The sequence below is a fragment of the Clostridium sp. HCS.1 genome, from assembly GCF_047900555.1.
Classification (GTDB): Bacteria; Bacillota; Clostridia; order Clostridiales; family Clostridiaceae; genus Clostridium.
This window is the reverse complement of sequence record NZ_CP170704.1, coordinates 362799-383694: the sequence shown is the minus strand read 5'-3', so window position 1 is coordinate 383694 and position 20896 is coordinate 362799. Positions and strand designations below refer to the sequence as shown.

18 protein-coding genes are annotated in these 20896 nt (G+C 28.4%); 1 reads left to right on the top strand and 17 read right to left on the bottom strand.

Features of this window, described 5'->3' with window-relative positions:
- Window positions 1–45 precede the first annotated feature (45 nt).
- The 11 genes from ACFYH6_RS01915 to ACFYH6_RS01865 all read right to left on the bottom strand — a co-directional run bounded on the left by ACFYH6_RS01915 (window position 46) and on the right by ACFYH6_RS01865 (window position 13985).
- Window positions 46–1059, bottom strand: a complete 1014-nt coding sequence (locus ACFYH6_RS01915) for a ketoacyl-ACP synthase III (RefSeq protein ID WP_416179330.1) — start codon at window positions 1057–1059, stop codon at window positions 46–48.
- A 525-nt stretch (window positions 1060–1584) separates the two neighbouring features.
- Window positions 1585–2745 carry a mannitol-1-phosphate 5-dehydrogenase gene (locus tag ACFYH6_RS01910; protein WP_416179331.1) on the bottom strand — a complete coding sequence of 387 codons (1161 nt, stop codon included), beginning with the start codon at window positions 2743–2745 and terminating at the stop codon, window positions 1585–1587.
- A gap of 12 nt (window positions 2746–2757) precedes the next feature.
- Entirely contained in the window at window positions 2758–4554 is a 1797-nt protein-coding gene (locus tag ACFYH6_RS01905) for a PTS mannitol transporter subunit IICBA (protein ID WP_416179386.1), read from the bottom strand.
- Window positions 4555–4602: 48 nt separating this feature from the next.
- Complete coding sequence (locus ACFYH6_RS01900; protein ID WP_416179332.1) at window positions 4603–6723, bottom strand: BglG family transcription antiterminator; 2121 nt, start codon at window positions 6721–6723, stop codon at window positions 4603–4605.
- Window positions 6724–7030: 307 nt separating this feature from the next.
- On the bottom strand, window positions 7031–8425 hold the full coding sequence (locus tag ACFYH6_RS01895; protein WP_416179333.1) for a PTS mannitol transporter subunit IICB: 1395 nt from the start codon (window positions 8423–8425) through the stop codon (window positions 7031–7033).
- A gap of 252 nt (window positions 8426–8677) precedes the next feature.
- A complete protein-coding gene (locus ACFYH6_RS01890; RefSeq protein WP_416179334.1) occupies window positions 8678–8932 on the bottom strand; it encodes a DUF4176 domain-containing protein in 255 nt (84 codons plus the stop codon).
- A 131-nt stretch (window positions 8933–9063) separates the two neighbouring features.
- Window positions 9064–9849 carry an ABC transporter ATP-binding protein gene (locus ACFYH6_RS01885; protein WP_416179335.1) on the bottom strand — a complete coding sequence of 262 codons (786 nt, stop codon included), beginning with the start codon at window positions 9847–9849 and terminating at the stop codon, window positions 9064–9066.
- 11 nt (window positions 9850–9860) lie between these two features.
- Complete coding sequence (locus ACFYH6_RS01880; RefSeq protein WP_416179336.1) at window positions 9861–10883, bottom strand: FecCD family ABC transporter permease; 1023 nt, start codon at window positions 10881–10883, stop codon at window positions 9861–9863.
- On the bottom strand, window positions 10876–11883 hold the full coding sequence (locus ACFYH6_RS01875) for a FecCD family ABC transporter permease (protein WP_416179337.1): 1008 nt from the start codon (window positions 11881–11883) through the stop codon (window positions 10876–10878). The genes ACFYH6_RS01880 and ACFYH6_RS01875 overlap by 8 nt, the downstream gene beginning before the upstream one ends.
- A gap of 201 nt (window positions 11884–12084) precedes the next feature.
- On the bottom strand, window positions 12085–13029 hold the full coding sequence (locus ACFYH6_RS01870; RefSeq protein ID WP_416179338.1) for an ABC transporter substrate-binding protein: 945 nt from the start codon (window positions 13027–13029) through the stop codon (window positions 12085–12087).
- A 110-nt stretch (window positions 13030–13139) separates the two neighbouring features.
- Window positions 13140–13985: a helix-turn-helix domain-containing protein gene (locus ACFYH6_RS01865; RefSeq protein WP_416179339.1), complete on the bottom strand. Its 846-nt coding sequence runs from the start codon at window positions 13983–13985 to the stop codon at window positions 13140–13142.
- Between the two features lie 68 nt (window positions 13986–14053).
- Between ACFYH6_RS01865 and ACFYH6_RS01860 the strand changes: the two genes are divergently transcribed.
- Entirely contained in the window at window positions 14054–14788 is a 735-nt protein-coding gene (locus ACFYH6_RS01860) for an alpha/beta hydrolase (protein WP_416179340.1), read from the top strand.
- A gap of 375 nt (window positions 14789–15163) precedes the next feature.
- Here ACFYH6_RS01860 and ACFYH6_RS01855 read toward each other — a convergent pair whose 3' ends face one another.
- The 6 genes from ACFYH6_RS01855 to ACFYH6_RS01830 all read right to left on the bottom strand — a co-directional run bounded on the left by ACFYH6_RS01855 (window position 15164) and on the right by ACFYH6_RS01830 (window position 20834).
- Window positions 15164–15538, bottom strand: coding sequence for a hypothetical protein (locus tag ACFYH6_RS01855; RefSeq protein ID WP_416179341.1), 375 nt, complete (start codon window positions 15536–15538; stop codon window positions 15164–15166).
- A gap of 233 nt (window positions 15539–15771) precedes the next feature.
- Window positions 15772–16803: a DUF2804 domain-containing protein gene (locus ACFYH6_RS01850; RefSeq protein WP_416179342.1), complete on the bottom strand. Its 1032-nt coding sequence runs from the start codon at window positions 16801–16803 to the stop codon at window positions 15772–15774.
- Between the two features lie 164 nt (window positions 16804–16967).
- The gene (locus tag ACFYH6_RS01845; RefSeq protein WP_291707964.1) at window positions 16968–17132 is read right to left on the bottom strand and encodes a hypothetical protein; all 165 of its coding nucleotides are present in this window, start codon (window positions 17130–17132) and stop codon (window positions 16968–16970) included.
- A gap of 25 nt (window positions 17133–17157) precedes the next feature.
- Window positions 17158–18984, bottom strand: coding sequence for a glutamine--fructose-6-phosphate transaminase (isomerizing) (gene glmS / locus ACFYH6_RS01840; protein WP_416179387.1), 1827 nt, complete (start codon window positions 18982–18984; stop codon window positions 17158–17160).
- A gap of 969 nt (window positions 18985–19953) precedes the next feature.
- Entirely contained in the window at window positions 19954–20214 is a 261-nt protein-coding gene (locus tag ACFYH6_RS01835; protein WP_416179343.1) for a GIY-YIG nuclease family protein, read from the bottom strand.
- A 101-nt stretch (window positions 20215–20315) separates the two neighbouring features.
- Window positions 20316–20834 carry a hypothetical protein gene (locus tag ACFYH6_RS01830; RefSeq protein ID WP_316344000.1) on the bottom strand — a complete coding sequence of 173 codons (519 nt, stop codon included), beginning with the start codon at window positions 20832–20834 and terminating at the stop codon, window positions 20316–20318.
- Window positions 20835–20896: the final 62 nt, after the last annotated feature.

Below are 20896 nucleotides of genomic sequence, written 5' to 3'. Positions count from 1 at the left end.
AAGTTATATATTAAAAATATTTATACTTGTTATTATGAATATTATTTAAAACTTAAATAATAATACAGTTACTACTGAGCCAGAACCCATAGATGATAATGTTACATAATCTCCATGATTAATTTTTCCAGTTTTTAATGCTCTATCAAGAGCCACTATAGGACTAGTAGTTCCAGTATATCCATATTCATTACCTATATAAGTTGTTTTATCAGTATCTAATCCCAACTTTTCTAATGCTAGTTTAGCATCAGGAATTGTAAATTGAGAAAATATAAGATGATTAATATCTGTTACTTTTATACCATTGTCTTCTGCAACTTCTTTAATTAATTTTACCCATACATCTGATATAAAGCTTCCATCAAAGGGTTCCCAGAACCATTTATTATCATCTTCATTTTCAACACCACATCTAGTTATTTTTGAGTATCCTACTTTAGGCATAAGTATATTATTACATTCTGATGTTTGTGTTAAATGAGTGGAATCGATAAATCCTCTTTTAACATTTTCTTCTACCTTATCTAAAATAACCGCTGCTGCTGCATCCCCAAAATTAGGATAAGAAACTGAATCTCTTTGATTTCCAACAGAGCTAAATAAAATTCCTCCAACAACTAAAGCTTTTTTAAATCTTTTATTTGTCATTAATATTCTACTTGCTTGATCTAAGGCAGTTATCATTCCTAGGCAATTTGCATTTGTATCATAAGCCATTTGAATTCTAATATCACCTTTACCTAACATATCTAACAACTTCACAGCATTAGACGGTGATGTGTATTCTGGAGTATCTGTTGCAAATATAAGTAAATCTATATCTTTAATGCTTATATTTGCGTCATTTAATGCTTTTACACTTGCATTATATGCCATAGTTATTACAGTTTCATTAGGATCATTAGAAAGATATCTATATTCTCTTTCTAAATGCTTTAAAAGACCTTCTACTTCAATTCCCATTTCATTAAAATGATTAACAAAATAATCGTTATGTACTTTGTTTTCAGGATGATATACCCCTGTACTAATTATATTGATGTTTTTTTCTATCATAGAATCTACCCCTTGAAATCTTATTAATTATATTATTTCCTCCAAATATAATATGTATTTATTTTACACATTATATACATAAATACATATTATAACAAATAATGTCAAATTACAATAAAAATAAATTTTATTTTTAATATTATTTTTTATTAAATTATATTCCCAATTAAAGTGTAATATAAATTGGTTCTAAAACTTATTTAGAAGTCTTTCCACCGAATTTTGTATTGCTAATTTCATTATTATCTCAAAAAAAAACTATTGCAAAGAATTAATAAAAATTCAATACAATAGTTTTGTATTTAAAATATTATTTTAGGGGGCGAATTTAAGGTTTAATTCATATACTTATTTCTTATAAGTCCATACTATAACAAATAATTCCAAAATACAATAGTTTTTGCATTAATTTTAATAAAATCTTAATTTTAATTATATTTTATATTAAACTTTTGTTTATTTATATATTTATAAAAAAAATAAGTAATATTCTTATAAAGAATATTACTTATTTTTCTTTATTTTTCAATTTTCCATTAATCTTTTAACTTGATTGTAGTAATCCTCTATTTTAATTAATATCTCACTATCTTCTGGAATCTTTGCCACTTCAGATAATGATCTTTTTACTCCTTTACTTTTTATTAGGCTTTGCAACTTTACACTCTGCTCATCCTCCTCATTTTTATAATGCATAGCTGCTCCAACACCTAGTAGTAAGCTTTCAGACTCTATATTATATGACCTTGCAGTAATTAATGGTTTTATTAATCTATCATCTTTATTCAGCTTTCTTAAAGGCTCTCTTCCTACCCTTGCAACATCATCCTTTAAATAAGGATTTTTGAATCTACTAATTATTTTATCTATATACTTAATATGGCTTTCTCTATCAAATCCATATTTAGCAATTAAGGCTTCTCCACTTTCAATCATAGCTTTTCTTACAAACTCATATATCTTTTCATCATTTATACTTTCATCTATTGTTTTATATCCTTTTAAATACCCAAAGTAAGCAGTTATAGCATGTCCTGTATTTAAAGTGAATAATTTTCTCTCTATATATGCTACTAAATTATCTACTAAATTCATTCCTTCAATATTAGGAATTTCCCCCTTAAAGGCAGCCTTTTCTACATTCCATTCATGAAATTTTTCAACAACTACATCTAGAATATTTTCGCTTTTTACAGGAGGAACTATTCTATCAACTGAACAATTTGGGAAACCAATATTTTCATCTAAATATACTATTTCTTCTTCACTTAAGTACTTCTTAACTTCATCCTTAAGTTGAGAACTTGCATTTACAGCATTTTCGCAAGCAATAATATTTAAGTATTCTTTAATACCTGCTTCTTTTCTAATTTTAATTCCTTCAGCAATTGTACTTGCTATCCTAGGTAAAACTAATGGTCCAACAGCTGTTGTAATTATACTAGTATCCTTAATTTCATTTAATATATCTTTACTTGTTGACAGTACTCCACTTATATTACTAATTTTTTCTGTAGTACATTGAACATCCATAATATTTATTGTATATTCTTTGTCTTCATTAATTTTATTTATTACTTCATTATTTACGTCAGCAAAAACTACATTGTATCCTGACTTAGATAGCAATGCTCCAATAAAACCTCTTCCTATATTTCCTGCTCCAAATTGTATAGCCTTCTTCATAATAACCCCTCCTTATTTTTGAAATACTTCTAATATTTCATCTTCACTTTTAGTTTTTTTCAGTCTTTCTACTAGTTCCATATCTTCTAATGATATTGCTATATTAGATAATATTTCTATATGCTCATCTCCAACTCCAGCTATTCCTACAACTAAGTAAGCAAACTCTTCTCCAAAATCAACACCATTTGGGTATTGAAGAACTACTATACCTGAAGATTTTATCTCTCTCTTTGCTACTCCTATTCCATGTGGAATTGCAACTCCCATTCCTATATAAGTTGAAACAACTTCTTCTCTTTCTAGCATTGCATCAACATAGCTTTCTTTTACATATCCACCATTTACTAATAAATTTCCTGCTCTTTTAATTGCCTCTTCTTTACTTTCACTTTCTAATCCAAGCACTATATTTTTTTCTGATAATATTGGTAATTTATTATTTTCATCTTGTACATTTAAGGTATCTTTTCTTTGCATTTTTTGTTTTAACTTTTCCAACATATTATTCTCAAACCTTTCAAATAATCTATCAATTTTTTTATCACTTAAGAAATCGTCTATAAATATATGCTCTGTATTTGGTGAATTTCTTTTTACTCTATCAACTAACTTTATATGGCTTATTACTAAATCAGCATCTTCTGGTATAGCATCTACCGATGAGTTAGTTACTTCTATTTTTAAGCCTAAATTCTTTATTCTTTTCTTAAATCTTGTTGCTCCCATAGCACTTGATCCCATTCCTGCATCGCAAGCAAATACTATTTTCTTAATTTCATCATTTTTAACCTTACTCACTTCTACATATTCCCTTTTTGCTTCTTCTTCCCTTATCTCTTTATTTTTAGATGCCATCTTTACAAATGGTATTGCAATAATAAATGAAACTGCTGATGCTACTATTACTCCCACTAACATTTGAAAAATTCCTCCTTTTGGTGATAAAGCCATTAATGCAAATATACTTCCTGGGGATGGTGTTGCAACTAAACCTACTCCTAATATAGAAAATACTAAGGTTCCTGCCATTCCTCCTGCAATTACAGCTAGTAATAAGAATGGATTCATTAGAACATATGGAAAATATATTTCATGAATACCACCTAAAAAGTGGATTATCCATGCTCCAAAGGCTGATTGTTTTTCTGCTCCCTTGCCATATAGCAAATAAGCTAAAATAATACCTAAACCAGGTCCTGGATTAGACTCTAATAAAAACATAATTGATTTACCAGCTTCTTTTGCTTGCTCCATCCCTATTGGAGATAATACTCCATGATTTATAGCATTATTTAAAAATAAAATTTTAGCTGGTTCAATAAAAATTGAGATAAATGGAATAACTCCCTTTGATATAATAACTTCTGCACCATTTTTCAAAAAAATTGTTGCTCCAGAAATTATTGGTCCAACTGTTAAAAAAGCTAATAGTGCTAAAATCATACTAATTATCCCCATGGAAAAATTGTTAACTAGCATCTCAAAGCCAGCTGGAATTTTATCTTCTATTACCTTATCAAATATCTTTATTAAATAAGCAGATAGTGGGCCAATTATCATTGCTCCTATTAAAATAGGAACATCTGCTCCAACTATCATTCCCATTGTTACTACTGCTGATATAACTCCCCCTCTATAGCCTGCAATAACATTTCCTCCTTTTATTCCAACTAGCAACGGAAGTAAATATTTTATCATTGGCTCTATTAATGCTGATAAACTTTCATTGGGAAACCATCCTTCTGGAATAAAAAGTGCTGTCATAAATCCCCAAGCAATAAATGCTCCTATATTTGGCATAACCATGGAACTTAAGAATTTGCCAAATATTTGAATTTTAGCTTTGATCACTTCTTATCCCTCCAAACTCATCTGTATTTTTTTAATGAAAATTTCTTTTAATATTTTCTCAACTCTTTTAGAAACTTCTTCACTATTTCCTTCCTTTAAACTCCTTAAGAAATCTTCATCTTCAATAACTGCTCCATTTATTTTGCTTATAAGCTGCGAGGTAATTTCTTTAGGATTTTCAGGTATTATAGATACTAAAGCACCTTTAATTAATCCCTTTTCATTGATCATATTGTTTATTATTTTTAAATATCCAAATCTACCACCATCTAAACATTTACATTTACAATGTAAAAGTAATATACCTAAGTCTTTTATATAGGTACTATTAATTTTTTCTCTGCTTAATATATTATTTCTTATTTCTTCAGCTTCACTTATATTTTCAGTAAATAAATAACTAGCTTCATATATAAGTTCTTCAATATTATTAGTATTTTTCACTTCTTTTACTTGCACATTATCAACTATTGATAAGATTTCATTACCTATTTCAGTAATTTCTCTTATTCCTATTTTCTTACTATTACTATCTACCTTTTTTATTATATTTTTATATTTCTTTTGCTTAAGTATTTTTCTAAAGTTATCTTGTAATGCTGCTTTGTCTTGTATAGATAAAATCGGATCAACGCAAATATTTTTAAAATCTATCTCTAATGGTACTGTAGATACTATAAGATCTACTTGCTCTTCTTTAAGTCTATCTTCATTAATATTTATTGCAGAAATTGTATCTGCAACAGTCACATTATTGAATTCTTTTTCAAGTATTGCTGCCAATAAACTCGATGTACCTATACCTGTTGGGCAAGAAATTACAACTCTAATTTTTTCTTCAAACCCCTTTTTATAAATAGCTGCTGCTATGTGCATGGTTATATATGCTATCTCTGGTTCTGGTATTTCTTCTGTCTTAGTACTTGCTTTTAATATTTCACAAGCTTTTTTTGTAGCAATATACTCCATTGGGTACTTTTGTTTAATATTATTTAATAAAGGATTTCTTATATTCATTTTCATCTTCAACCTGTTAATAGCAGGTACTAGATGATTTGTAAGGTCCTTTAAAAGCTTTTCATCGTCTTTTAAGAAAACATTTAATTCTTTTTCTATTACTTCAATTATCTTTAGTGAAATACTCTTAATATCTAAATTAGCTATGTCATTCTCTAATTCTGAAATAGAACTTAACCTAAGTTTAGCTCCCTTTAGGTGCATTGTTATATATCCAATTTCATCTACTGGAATTTCTATATTAAACTTCTTTTCAATGTTTCTTACTAATTTTTCTCCTATTTTAAACTCTGGCAATTTAGATAATTCATCTAAAACCTCTTTGTCCATTTTTATATTTTCTTTATTTTTTATTCTTTGAATTGCTAGAGATAAGTGAACTACTAAGCCTATATAAGCGCTATCAACAAGCTTAATATCATTTTCCTTCTCCAATCCTCCAACAATTTCTTCAATAGACTTAATGATAGATTTATCTATGAAGTTTAAAAGTCTATTTTCTATTGAAAATTCTACTATCCCATTATCACTATTTGTCAGTAAGGAGCCTTTTAAAAGATTAATTAATTCTTTTTCTTCTAAAGTATCATATAAGATATTAGTTAAAGCCTTTCTATAATCATTTTCTTTACCATCAACATAAATTCCTAACCCTGGTTTTCTAATTAACTTTATATTAAATTTTCTTAACCAGTCTTCTATACTGTCTAAATCATTACTTAAAGTTCCTTCTGAAACCTTTAAAAGTGATGTAAAGTAAAATAATTTAATTGGCTCTTGTGAAATAAGAAGTTCACTAATCACTATCTTTTTTCTTTCTTCTTTGGAGTACTCTTTTTCAATTTTTTCAATTTCTAGTAGTTCTAATATTAACTTTTGGTTCTCTAAGCTTTCATCAATTACTAAACCTACTCCTGGCTTTTTAATAAATTTAAACTCATTTTCTTCTAACCATGCTTCTATCTTAGGCATCTCCCTAAGTACAGTTCTAGAACTTATTGATAACTTCTCTGCTATTGAAGCCGTTGTTAAGGGATTTGTAACTGTAGATTTAGTTAATATCTTTATTATTTCTTTCTGTCTAGAGTTTAGTTTTTTAGTTTTCATGTTAAACCTCTCCAATAATGACATTTTTGATTACCCAACTCCTTACACCCTTATTTTAACCCTTGATATATCTTAACTCAATTTAATCATCCACTATAATTGTCTCAATTAGATAGTGACATTTCTAAATAGCTCTCTAATTTTTATTTTAATTATATCAGAATATAATCTATTTCTTGAGAATGCTATTAAAATAACAATCCTTATGGAAAAAGGGCGTTCATCATAGTAATTTTTCTATAAATTCATAAATAATAAAGAAAAGGTGTAAATATTTTACACCTTTCAAGTATTATTATATATTAATTTATTTTGTAGCACCTGCTAACTCTTTACCTGATAATCTGTCATATAATCCTTGTATATTTTCATCTGTTAAGAAGTTTTGAATTCCGATAATCTCTGAATTCGGTGAAGATTTTCTAGCTCTATCTATTAAAGTATTATGAGTAACTACAATATCAGTATTGCTAGGTATTTCATCTACTGATGCATGAACAACTTCTATTCCAAGACCTAAGTCTTTAATTTTATTTCTAAATTTTGAAGCACCCATTGCACTTGATCCCATACCAGCATCACAAGCAAAAACTATTTTCTTAACCCTTGATTTATTTATATTTTTCATTTCTTTTACTTTTGCTTTTGCTTCTTCAAGATTTTCATCTTTTCCACTTTTTGCAGCTTTCTTAACAAATGGTGCTGCTACTATGAATGAAACTACTGTTGCTACTAAAACTCCAGCTAGAACTGGTAATAATCCGCCCTTTGGTGACATTGCTATTAATGCAAATATACTTCCTGGTGAAGGAGTTGCTACAAGACCAGCTCCTAAAACTGAGAATGTTAATATACCTGATGCTCCTCCAGCCATTACAGCTAATATAAGTGCTGGGTTCATTAATACGTATGGGAAGTAAATTTCATGAATACCTCCAAGGAAGTGTATTATTACTGCTCCTGGTGCAGATTGCTTTACAGCGCCCTTACTATACATCCAATAAGCTAAAAGAATACCTAATCCTGGTCCTGGATTTGCTTCTAGTAAGAACATTATTGATTTTCCTGCTTCTTGAACTTGTTCTATTCCTATCGGTCCTAGAATTCCATGATTAATTGCATTGTTTAAGAATAAAATCTTACCTGGCTCTATAAAGATTGAAACTAAAGGTAATAACTTTCTTGAAACTAACCATTCAACACCTGCTTTTAAGAAGCCTGTTAAAAGAACAACTACTGGTCCTATTGCAAAGTATGCAAGTATAGCCATTAGCATTCCTAAAATACCGATTGAGAAGTTGTTTACTAACATTTCAAAGCCTGCTGGTACTTTTCCTTCAACAGCTTCATCAAATTTCTTAATTACGAAGCCTGCTAAAGGTCCCATTATCATAGCTCCAATAAACATTGGAATTTCTGATCCAACGATAACTCCCATAGTTGCTACCGCTCCAATAACTCCGCCTCTTGCTCCTGCAACCATCTTACCGCCAGTAAAACTAATTAATAAAGGTAATAAGTAAGTAATCATTGGACCAACTAAAGTTCCTAATGATTCATTTGGTGTCCATCCAGTAGGAATAAAAAATGCTGTTATAAGTCCCCAAGCTATAAAAGCTCCAATGTTAGGCATTACCATACCACTTAGAAATTTTCCAAATCTCTGCATAGTATCTTTTGTAGTAGTTTTAGAATTTGTCATTAAATTCCCCTCCATTTATTTTATTTTTATTCTGTTGTAAACTTTTACTTTATAACCTAATTATATTTATCACTACTACCTAATTCAATTTGAAGAAACCTTCCTTTTGTCAACTAACATTGGTGACAAATTTGTCCATCTAGCTATTATGCCCTTTGTAGACCTCTGTAACTGTATATCTAATAGGAGGCAATCTATATATTTAGACAAAAAAAGATGCATAAAACTGTTAATTACAGTCTTGTGCATCTTTTAAATCATTTCCTTTAATGCTTTTGTAAATGCCTCTTCTTCTAAATCTGAATATCCTCTATGTATAACTTGATCTATATCTTCTTTATTAAATACATAACAATATTCTTCACCTAAATATCCCTCTGGATAAAGACATCCTAAATAATCATTTAGATTTTCACCATTTCCTGAATATATCTTTCTTCCTATTATTATTAATTTTTTATATCCATCTCTTAAAACAACTATTGTGCCTAATGGTAATAATTCCATCTTTTGTCCTCCAGACTCTACATATAATTCTATAAATATTGTACTACATATGGTTTTCTTTTTATAGTATATATTAATTTGTCCATAGATATAAAAAATATAATAAAGCACAGTAGAATAAATTTAACTTTTTATAACAATTCATAATTTAGGCATAATGGAACATCATAATTTTCACTTCTTACTAAATCAGCATCTATATTATATATATCCTTTAACACATTCTTATTCATTATTGAATTTGGCTCATCATTATATAATATCTTTCCATTCCTCATTGCTACTATATAGTCAGAATACTTTGCAGCATGATTTATATCGTGTAAAACCATTACTACTGTACATCCTTCTTTATCATTTAGATTCTTTACAATATTAAGTACTTCAAGTTGATGTGACATATCTAAAAAAGTAGTAGGTTCATCCAATAACAATATATCTGTATCTTGAGCTAAAGCCATAGCAAGCCACACTCTTTGTCTTTGTCCCCCTGATAAATCTGATAACTCTCTATCTCTAAATTCTATTGTATTTGTAACTTCTAATGCCCATTGAATTTTATTCTTATCTTCATTAGATAACTTATTTATATTACTTCTATGTGGATATCTTCCATAGGACACCAATTCTTCAGCTTTTAGTTGAGAAGGTGCAGTTGGATTTTGAGATAATATAGCTAATTTTTCTGCTATTTCTTTACTCTTCATCTCATTCATGTCTTTATCTAAAAGAAATATATTTCCCTTTTCTTTTTTAAGTATTCTACCTATACTCTTTAATAATGTTGATTTACCACATCCATTAGCTCCAATAATACTAGTTATTTTACCTTTTTCAAGAGTTAGATTTAGTTCTTCAATTATAATTTTCTTATCATATCCTACTTTTAAATCTTTTATATCAATAGCTTTTTTCATATCTTACCTCTTTATGATTTGTATAATAAATATATAAAATAAGGAATTCCTATTATTGATATTACTATTCCTACAGCTAATTCTGATGGTGCAAAAATAGTTTTAGCAATAAAATCTGATAGAATTAAAAGGAAAACCCCGATTAAAGCAGTTACTGGCATAAGTTTTCTATGATTTAATCCCACTAACTGCCTAGCTATATGAGGTGCCATTAATCCAATAAATCCTATATTTCCTGCAACACATACACATGAACTAATTAGGCCAACACAAGCAAATAGTAATTTTCTTTTTTCTTTATCTATATCTATTCCAAGGCTTACCACACTACTTTCTTCTAATTGAAAATAATCTAGTAAATGAACTTTCTTATATAGATACAAACTTAAAATTATTATCCAAGGTAGCATCATATATATAAAAGTCCAATTTGCGTTATATATTGAGCCTGCTTGCCAAACAGCTGCAAATTCAAAATCTCCTGCATTCATCTTCATTGAAAAAAGCATTGAAACAGCTGAAAACCCACTATTTACTGCTATACCAGTTAAAATAAGTCTTTGCATATCCATCTTTTTATTATTTTTTGAAAATAGTAATATTATTAATGCTGCTAATAGTCCCCCTATAAAACCAAACATAGGCATGGCGAATATACTTAAATAATTACTTCCATCAGTTCTCGTTGGGCTAAAGTTAATAAAATACATATATATAATTACTGCTGCTCCTGCCCCTGAATTTATTCCTAGTATTCCTGGATCAGCTAACTCATTTTTTGTTATTCCTTGAAGAAATAGTCCAGCAACTGAAAGTCCAATTCCGATTAATATAGCTATAATTATCCTTGGAAGTCTAAATTCAAATACTACTAATCTAAATTTCTCATTATCATTTAAATTAAATAAGGTTTGAAATACTTCAATTACACTTATATCGTACATCCCATTAATTACATGTAAGTAAAAGGCTAAAAATATTAATAAAATTAATGCTATTATAATAAAGGAATATTTAAGTTTTTTCTTATGCATTTTTTGATCCTCCCTTAGTTTTTATCATATATAAAAAGAAAGGTACTCCTATAATAGCAGTTACTGTTCCTATAGGTGTTTCAAAAGGAAATGCTATATATCTACTTAATAAATCGCATAATCCTAAGAAAAAAGAGCCTCCTATTAATGAATATGGAATAATATACTTATAATCATGTCCCACTATCATTCTAGTAATATTGGGTATTACTAGTCCAACAAAAGCAATCTTACCAACTAGTGCAACAGAAGTTGCAGTTAGTAATACCACCGCTCCCATAGATAGATACTTTACTATATTTGTTCTTTGCCCTAAGCTAATAGCTATATCCTCTCCCAATGAGCTTATAGTAATATCTTTAGCTATTATTATTGCTATTACAATGCCAATAACTCCTATTGGTATTACAAGCTTTAGTAAGTCACTGTTTACGGTATGAACCTTTGTGTTATACCAAGATGAAATGCTTTGAGACACTTGGAAGTACATGGCAATAGCTGAACCCAGACTACTTAAAAAACTCCCTACTATTGTTCCTATAATTGCAAGCCTAACTGGAGATAGTCCATTTTTTATAGATGACCCTATTCCTAATACTAGCAAAGCTCCAATTATAGAGCCTATTATAGAAACTAAAATTAGGCTTCCATTTGAAAGCCCTGGATAAAAAACCATTGCTATAGTAATTAAAAATGCTGAACCATCATTTACTCCCATAAGCGATGGTGATGCCAAATAATTTCTTGTTATACCTTGCATAATTGAACCAGCCACAGCTAAGAACCCTCCAACTACTAATACCGCAATAGCTCTTGGTAACCTATTATTTCTTATTATTATATGATCTACATTGCTTTCATCAAAATTAAAAATAGCATCAAAAACTACTTCTTTTGGTATTGATTTAGTTCCCATTCCTACAGATAAAATAGTCACACTAACTATCCCTACTAAACATATTATTAATATTAACAAAAATTTCTTATTAAGACCTTTCATATTTATCCCCTTATAGTTGCGCTAACGCACAATGTAAAATTAATAATGTAAAATGTAAAATTAAAGAAGAAACTCCTAGCGGAGTTTCTAAAATAATATTTTTAATAATTTGTTTTCTAAGGTATATTAAAAATTATACATTTTTACTTTGTAGCAATTACTATATCTACAAAATTTAAATTATCTTTTAATACTAACTTATTATTTTAATAAATTATCTACAACTGCATCTAAGAATCTAACCTTTGACCAAGCTGTTCCTCCTTGAGCTAAAGGTTCAACAGTATTTACGAATACTTTATTATTTTTAGTTGATTCTAAACTCTTAAATATAGGATTTGCTAAAAGTTCATTTAGAGCTTCTGGAGTATCTGCATTTTCACTATCTTCAAATTGTAAGAAAATAGCATCTGGATTTATTTCTGCTAAAGTCTCAATTGTTAATTCAGCTTGTGCTTTTGCTTGAGTAACTATATCAGGAACTTTTAATCCTAAATCTGTATATAAAACTGGATTTAAATATACATCTGCTGGATATACATACATTAATCCCTTTCTTACTCTAATAACTAAAATATCTTTATCCTTATATTTATTTTCTATATCTTCCTTTGCCTTTGAAGCTTTTGCCTCATAGTCTGAAATTAATTTATTAGCTTCATCCTTCTTATCTGTTAATTCTCCTAAAGCTAGAAGATTATCTTTCCAATTAGCTGATATATGTGAATATGGTAATGTTACTGCTATCTTATTTAACTGTGCCATTACTTCTTCTGAGAATTTTGAAGATCCTATAATAACATCGGGATTTAAACCTAGTATAACTTCTGCATTAGGCTTCATTTTATCTCCAACTAAAGTTGCATCTTTAAAGTCATCTGCTAAATATTTTGGAACTTGTCCAGCAACCTCTAAAACTCCTACTGCTTTAACACCTAAAGCTGCCGCATCTTCCATCCCTTCTAAACTTGCAAGAACAATATTCTCAACCTTTTTATCAAAGGAATATTCTTTTCCTAAATAATTTAGTGTAAATGCTGTGTTTTCACTTTCTACCTCAGTTGTTTCTGGTGTTGTCTTTGCTGCACAAGCTGTTAAACTTGTAAGTAAAACTGTTGATAGCAATAATGCTAAATATTTTTTCATGTTTATCCCCCATTCATAATGATAATCATTTTCAATTCATCAATATTTTATCAGAATCTAATGGGCTGTAAAATAGACTTTATTTTATTTTTTTTGTACTTTTGCCGAGGTTATTTTTTAATTAATACCATTTCCGCTACATCATTATTTATCTCTCTATATCTTCTTGGACATATCCCTACATTCTTTTTAAAGTTCTTACTAAAATAAAAGCAATCATTGTATCCAGTCATATCTGCTATTTCAGAAATTGTATAATTTGAGAACTTTAATAACCTTTTAGCTTCTTTTAATCTATACTCTGTTAAGTATTTTATAGGTGATAATCCTGTAACTTCTTGAAAAATATCACTAAATCTTCTTCTATCCATATCTAAAGTATCAGATATTTCACTAATAGATATTGGCTGATTATAATTTTTATTTATGTATTCAATTCCCTTATTAACTAATTTTAATTTGTCATTATAGTGTACTGATCTTACATTTTCTATTAAAGAATTAATTAAATTTATAAAATCAACCTTACAAGAAAATTTCGTGAACTTATCTGGACTTAATGATTTATCAGCAATATTTTCACAGTACTTTAATAAAGGTAGCCTATCATCAATTTCTAAATAAAAAGATTCTTCTTCTATGTTTTCAAATTTTTTAATGGTGGAAAGATTTTTATAATGAACTACATAATACTCTATACCTATATCTTCTGTTTCAATTCTTATATCCATACTAGAACCACAATGTAAAATTGTGTTTTTATTTAACTTATATTTTTTCTTATTTAAAGAAAAGTAACACTCCCCCATTATTGGTATTACTATGCCACATAAATCCTTTGCAGTTTTTCTGTTAAGATCCTTTTTATTAGAGGATAACTTGGCTTTAAAAATATCAACAAATTCAATAGAACTTTCAGAAAAATATTCTATTAACCAATTAATGTTTTGTTTCATGATTGTTGACCTTTCCCTTCTATTATTTTATACTTATTACTAAATATTAGCACAAAGGAGTATTTTTAATGGATAATTTTAAAATAAAATCAGCCTACACCAATAGCTTTTATGATATTAAATTCTACATTCCAGAAGATTCAAATGCAAGTGATTTGCCGATAATAATAGTCCTAGATGGTGGATATTATTTTGAAATAGTTAAATCTTGTATAAAGCAACAAGGTAAATTATTTATTAAAACAGGAATTAAACCTTCAATTATTGTTGGTATATTCCATCAAGAATTTGAGAAAAAAGATAAGAGATTTTTAGATTTTACAGCTCCAGCAGAAAAATATCATATAGATGAAAAAAGAAAGTCTATGATACCCAATAACCTTGGAGGTAGTGAGAATTTTAATAACTTTATAGAAAAGGAACTTCTACCTATAATTGAAAATAATCTAACTTTTGATAAAAATAATATGACTATACTTGGTCATTCATTAAGTGGTTATTATGTATTGTGGAACTTATTAAAAGGATCCAATATTTATAAAAATATAATTTCCTTTAGCCCTTCAGTTTGGTGGAATGACTATGAAATTCTAGATTTCCCTAACCTAGAAAAAAGCCATAACAATATATTTATAGGGGTTGGTGAAAAGGAAGGTTACATGGTTGATGGTGCTGAAAAAATACATAATAAAATTAAAACATTTAATGAAAACTCTACTATATATGTGGCTCCCGAAGAAAATCATGGTTCTGTAGTAGTTACTGGTATAAGTAGAGCACTTAGATATATAAATTCATTCTAAATAAAAAAGGATATAGATATTATATTCTTTTCGACCTCGCAGGCTCCAAGTCGCCAGAATATAATATCTATATCCTCTAGTACTGAAGGAAAGGAAATTATAAATGAAATACCTTCTCATATTCATTCGAAGGTATAAGTTCTACCAAACTAAATCAAAGATTTAGGGTATCACTTAAAAATTATTAACAGGATAATATTTTTATAATTTCCTAAAGAATAACAAAAAGTATGAAATATCATAATTCTTATAGCCTAATAAGTCCAAGCTATTGAATTAATGTATTTCATACTTTATAAATAAGCTTTCATTTATTTAATTTAGTAAGTTGTTATTTAAACGTTTACTATGTTGTTTAAAATATATATTCAATAATTAAAATTGAACAGTGTAATTAATTCTATCTAGGTTTTCATCAATAAATATATCTTGAAGTGTTAGTGCATTTCCTCTTAAGTCTACTACATTAGAAAGTTCATACTCCCATTTCCAATCATAATTATTAAATACATTTAAGGCCTTACTATTTTCATTAATGGCATAGGGCTCACTTATATTTCCTACTGCCAAAACTTTACTTTCATTAGAATCTTTTTCATCTACTAATACAAACTTTTCAAATTGATTATAATTACTAGGTAAATTATTTAGTGGATATACGCCCTTTTCTATAATATCATTTATAGTATCCTTAGTTGCTTTTAGTACTAATATTTTGTCTTGCCCCATTAAACAGCTTGTTAAACACATACAATCACCTCATCCTTTTTTATATCTCCCCTATAATTTCATTGTATATAATATATTTTACCAAATATATTATATTTTTTCAAAATACTATATTCTATTAAATAAGATATTTTAAAAATATCACACTTTATTATTTACAAATAGATTATGCATTCTAATATTATTTTATTATTATTTCTATTATAATATCTTCTAATCTATTAAATTAAGTATTTTTATATTTATATGATGTTTTACCACTTATTCGAAACTCTTTCTGCAAAAGCCAAAAAATCTTTTAACATTATCTTTCTGCCATCATCTAATACCATAGTTCCGTTAAACTTACCAAATACTTGATTTTGATCACTACAAATCAACTTAATATCAGTACAAGAGGCTCTATTTAAAATAGGTTCAAATTTCATTTCAAATCTTTTATCACTACTTGTAAAGGTCCACGGCTTAGTGTATAAATAATTCCCTTCTTCATCAGTTGGAATATTAAATGTAACCTCCTCTAACTTATGCAAAATACCATCATAGAAAATAACATTTTCAGTTGCTGCACTTGTATCTCCAAAACCATATCCAATATTAAAGCCTACTTCATGATTATCAACTATTCCACAACCTGCACCCCAATACCATACATTTTTATATGTCCAAACACCTCTACCCCAATCTAGAATTCCTCTTGTGTTATCTCTATTAAATTCATATTTAAAATCACCTAATTTAAAATATCCACTCACTTTAAAACCTACTATTTTTTGATTATAGTAAAAATGTTTTTCCTTTTTAAAGGGAGTGGCAATAACCATTGATTCTTTAGGCTCTTCATCTAATTCAAGATAGCAATAAAAACTTTCTTTATCATGAAAATTATCCATTCTACATTCTAAAATCCTTTTATTCTCTTTATGTTTATATGATAAATCAACATTTTTAGAAGTATAAACTACATCTCCTACTTTAGAGCTTGATGGCATATTCATTTTTCCAAGAGAAAATGGTTGAATTGGCGATACTGTTTTTTCTCTTGAATTTTTAAAGTCTAGAATAGAAACACTTTCTAAACTCATATAAGAATTATCTGCAAGGGTTAAAGCAATACCATATTCATCATTGTATATTAAATAATAATCCCATTCCTTAATACGAAGAGAACTAGCCTTAATATCTTTTCTATCATAATCTAAGATTAAGCTCCTTGCATATCCTGATTGATTTAAGTTTCCTTCTTTATTTAATAATTTTGTATTTCTTATAATCTCTCTTTGCATAGTAATCCTCCTTTAATTTATATCATAACCTCTTAAAATATCATTTGTTAAATTATAACATTTATTTTCATTACTTTATACTCTTTGATAAAGAATAAAATCTTTTTAATTAAATAAAAATGCACACCCTTATATTGTTATAAGAGTGTGCATTTTCATATATATTAAGCTTCTTTTGATAATTCTTCTAAATCAGCTATTATAACTTTAACTAAGTCTAGCTTTCCTTTAGCATAGTCCTTGTCATTTAGCCAATCAATACCAAGTTCTAATGCTTTTTCTGTTTCTTTATATTCATTTAATAGTTTTTTTACTAATTCTTCTCTCATAATACTTCTCTCCTTTAATTACAATCTATTCAACAGTAACTGATTTTGCTAAATTACGTGGCTTATCTACATCACAGCCCTTTTGTTTTGCTACGTAGTAAGCTATTAATTGAAGTGGAACTACTGATAAAATTGGAGTTAATAACTCATGAGTTCTTGGAATATAAATTACTTCATGACAAACTTCTTTAGCTTCATTATCTCCTTCAATAGCTATTGCTAAAACCTTAGCTCCTCTTGTAATAACTTCTCTAATATTACTTACCATTTTATCCTTTAACTTATCATCTGTTAATAATGCTATAATTGGAGTTCCTTCTTCAACTAAAGCAATTGTTCCATGCTTAAGTTCTCCACCAGCATAAGCATCTGAGTGAATATAAGATATTTCTTTAAGCTTTAAAGAACCTTCCAATGCTACTGCATAGTCTAATCCTCTTCCTAAGAAAAATAAATCCTTAGTCATATAATGTTTTGAAGCATATTTTTGTAATTCATCTTTCTTATCTAATATTGCCTTTACTTTTTCAGGTAATACTAATAATTCTTCTTTTAGGGCTTCTGCTAAATTGTTATCAATAGTTCCCTTTAGTTCTCCAAAGTAAATACCTAAAATATAAAATGCTATTAACATAGTTTCATAAGCCTTTGTTGATGCAACTGCTATTTCTGGGCCTGCCCAAGTATAAATAACATGGTCTGCTTCTCTTGAAACTGAGCTTCCTACAACATTTGTAATTGCAAGAACTCTTGCGCCTACTTTCTTAGCATCTCTTAATACTGCTAAAGTATCTGCTGTTTCACCAGACTGGCTAACAACTATTACTAATGAATTATCTGTTATAAGTGGATCTCTATATCTAAATTCTGAAGCTATATCAACTTCAACTGGTATTTTAGCTAATTTTTCTATTATAGTTTTTCCAACTAAACCTGCATGATAAGCTGTTCCACATGCTACTATAAATACTCTATCAAAAGACTCTAATTCTTCTTTTGTAAGATTTATATCATCTAATTGAACTGGGGCATTCTTTAAAACTCTAGATGTTAAAGTATCTCTTATAGCCTTCGGCTGCTCATGAACTTCTTTTAACATGAAATCTTCATAGCCGCCTTTTTCAGCTGCATCTATATCCCAAGTAACATGATAAATTTCTTTATCTACTTTTTCTCCATCTTCTGTTTTAATTTCTACTCCATCTTTAGTTAATATTACAAATTCTTTATCTTCTAATAAATAAACTTCTCTAGTATGATTAATAACTGCTGGTATATCTGAAGCTATAAAGTATTCTCCTTCTCCTACACCAACTATTAATGGACTATCTTTTCTAACTGCTACTATTTTATCTGGTTCATCTTTACAGATAACTCCAATAGCATAGCTACCTTCCATCTTTCCTGTTGCTTTAGTTACAGCTTCAAATAAATCACCTTTATAGTAGTAATCTACTAAGTTTGGTATTACTTCTGTATCTGTTTCTGAATAAAATTCATATCCCTTAGTTTTTAACCATTCTTTTAGTTTTATATAATTTTCTATAATTCCATTATGAACAACACTAATTGTTGCATTTCCATTTGTATGAGGATGTGAATTGATGTCTGATGGTTCTCCATGAGTTGCCCATCTAGTATGACCTATTCCTATTATTCCATTTAAAGGACTCTGCATTAAATTATCTTCTAAGTTCTTTAAACGTCCCTTATACTTTCTTACCTTTATTTCTCCATCTTCTAATACAGCTACTCCTGCTGAGTCATATCCTCTATATTCTAATTTAGATAATCCCTCAACTAATATTGGAGATGCTTCCTGTCTTCCTACGAATCCAACTATTCCACACATATTATATTCTTCCTTCCATTGTCTATTATTTTTTTGTTCCAAAATTAAAGAGCCACCACTACATTCAAAAATTAAAAATGTATAATGCAAAATATACCCTTTTAAAAGCTGATTATAAATTTTGTCATTAGTTTTACATTTCTCATTAATAATTTTCATTGTGCGATAGCACTTTGAAGGTTTTAACACCTAGCTAATATTGTGCTGTAAATCACTTTACAGTTTTGTTAGCCGTTAACGGTAGTGTGAATACCGTGGGGCACCCGCCGAAGTATCGATACTCCCCAACCTCGTCCACTTAAGTGACACCCCAAATCTTCGATTTGGTTGGTGGAACTTACTCAGCGAGCGAATGCGAGTCGAGTTTCCTTTAAAAATAAGCTTTATATAATTAAAAACTTATTGCTACTTTCCTCAAGTTAGTAACTTCTCCAAAAACTAATAAAAAGCTTGAAGATTCTAGGAAACTCCTTCTCATATTCATTCGATGGAGTAAGTTCGCCTGACTAAATCATAGATTTAGAGGCTCACTTAAGTTCTGGCGCTTTTTCTTCTTTTTCTATCCTCCTTTCTTTAATATTATGTTATTTAATTTGTAATATATATTATGCAAATACTCTTGATGTATACACTAATTTTAGCACACTTCTAATTAAAATCAACGATTTTAATCAAAATTTAATTATTTTAGCTTATATTATAAAACTATTCTTATATATCTCTGTTTTACTCCTGTTTACTCCTATTAATAACTATACATGTAGATGTCTAGACATATAATCAATGCATAATGGATAATTCATAATGCATAATTGCTAAAAAAACTCAGGCTAGGCTGAGTTTTTATTAAAGGAAGCTGAAATAATAATCTTCTTTATATTATCTCCAATAATATTCTTTTCCATAACCCTTACTCTTCTTAAGGGTAAAAGATAAATAATATTGCACTACTTATTTAAGGCTAATAAATTAAATATTAATACCTTCTGTAAAATTATCTATTAACTTTAATTTTTCTTGTCTTGATAATTGTTTTATTGCGTACTCCCTTTTCATGGCTTCTTTTTTATCTTCAAATTTTTCAAAATAAACTATCTCTACTGGAAGTCTAACTCTTGTATATTTAGCTCCCTTCCCACTATTGTGAGTTTTAAGTCTTTTTTCTAAGGAGGTTGTCCACCCTGTGTATAAAGTATTATCTGAACATTTCAAAATGTATACGTAATTCATTTTTTCTCCTAATCTACATTATTTTATATCAATAAATAAATTATAACTGAATAAAAGGTTATCTTAAACTCTACCTTTTAAGATAACCTACTATTTCTTAATTACTTAAATGAATTTTCTATTTTTGTTTTCATTGATTCTACTTTATCTTTAGCTACATCCTTCTTTTCTCTTATTGCTGTATCATATTCATTAAATAAATTTTCCATATCATCTAAAGTACTTCTTATAGAAGCATCTTTTACTGTATTTCTTAAATTTGTAAGTTTTCCTTTAAATTCTGTACTATATTTATCCCAATCTTCGGATTTAATATTTTCTACTCCACCGGCAACTTTTTCATTAAATTCTGTATATAAGTTATTTACAGAAGTTCTGCTCTCATTTAATGAAGCTCCTTGATTATTCGTTCCATTTGTATTGGAATTTGTTCCATCTGTTGTTCCAGTTCCATTTGTTCCATTCATTCCATTATTTTCATGCACCCCTGTACCATTGGTGCCATCTGTTACACCTGTACCTGAATTATTATTAGTTGATGGATTTTCTGTTTTATTTCTTCCACAAGCTGCTAGTCCTAAACTACAAGTTATCAACATACCTATTAATAATTTTTTCATTTTTACTCCTCCTCATTTAGCTACATAGTTATTTTTCCTCTAACTTTAGAAAAATATACTCT

Coding starts and splice junctions, on each gene's coding strand:
- ACFYH6_RS01915 (WP_416179330.1), bottom strand. CDS start 1,059: ATGATAGAAAAAAACATCAATATAATTAGTACAGGGGTATATCATCCT.
- ACFYH6_RS01910 (WP_416179331.1), bottom strand. CDS start 2,745: ATGAAGAAGGCTATACAATTTGGAGCAGGAAATATAGGAAGAGGTTTT.
- ACFYH6_RS01905 (WP_416179386.1), bottom strand. CDS start 4,554: ATGGTTATGCCAAATATAGGAGCATTTATTGCTTGGGGATTTATGACA.
- ACFYH6_RS01900 (WP_416179332.1), bottom strand. CDS start 6,723: ATGAAAACTAAAAAACTAAACTCTAGACAGAAAGAAATAATAAAGATA.
- ACFYH6_RS01895 (WP_416179333.1), bottom strand. CDS start 8,425: ATGACAAATTCTAAAACTACTACAAAAGATACTATGCAGAGATTTGGA.
- ACFYH6_RS01890 (WP_416179334.1), bottom strand. CDS start 8,932: ATGGAATTATTACCATTAGGCACAATAGTTGTTTTAAGAGATGGATAT.
- ACFYH6_RS01885 (WP_416179335.1), bottom strand. CDS start 9,849: ATGAAAAAAGCTATTGATATAAAAGATTTAAAAGTAGGATATGATAAG.
- ACFYH6_RS01880 (WP_416179336.1), bottom strand. CDS start 10,883: ATGCATAAGAAAAAACTTAAATATTCCTTTATTATAATAGCATTAATT.
- ACFYH6_RS01875 (WP_416179337.1), bottom strand. CDS start 11,883: ATGAAAGGTCTTAATAAGAAATTTTTGTTAATATTAATAATATGTTTA.
- ACFYH6_RS01870 (WP_416179338.1), bottom strand. CDS start 13,029: ATGAAAAAATATTTAGCATTATTGCTATCAACAGTTTTACTTACAAGT.
- ACFYH6_RS01865 (WP_416179339.1), bottom strand. CDS start 13,985: ATGAAACAAAACATTAATTGGTTAATAGAATATTTTTCTGAAAGTTCT.
- ACFYH6_RS01860 (WP_416179340.1), top strand. CDS start 14,054: ATGGATAATTTTAAAATAAAATCAGCCTACACCAATAGCTTTTATGAT.
- ACFYH6_RS01855 (WP_416179341.1), bottom strand. CDS start 15,538: ATGTGTTTAACAAGCTGTTTAATGGGGCAAGACAAAATATTAGTACTA.
- ACFYH6_RS01850 (WP_416179342.1), bottom strand. CDS start 16,803: ATGCAAAGAGAGATTATAAGAAATACAAAATTATTAAATAAAGAAGGA.
- ACFYH6_RS01845 (WP_291707964.1), bottom strand. CDS start 17,132: ATGAGAGAAGAATTAGTAAAAAAACTATTAAATGAATATAAAGAAACA.
- glmS (WP_416179387.1), bottom strand. CDS start 18,984: ATGTGTGGAATAGTTGGATTCGTAGGAAGACAGGAAGCATCTCCAATA.
- ACFYH6_RS01835 (WP_416179343.1), bottom strand. CDS start 20,214: ATGAATTACGTATACATTTTGAAATGTTCAGATAATACTTTATACACA.
- ACFYH6_RS01830 (WP_316344000.1), bottom strand. CDS start 20,834: ATGAAAAAATTATTAATAGGTATGTTGATAACTTGTAGTTTAGGACTA.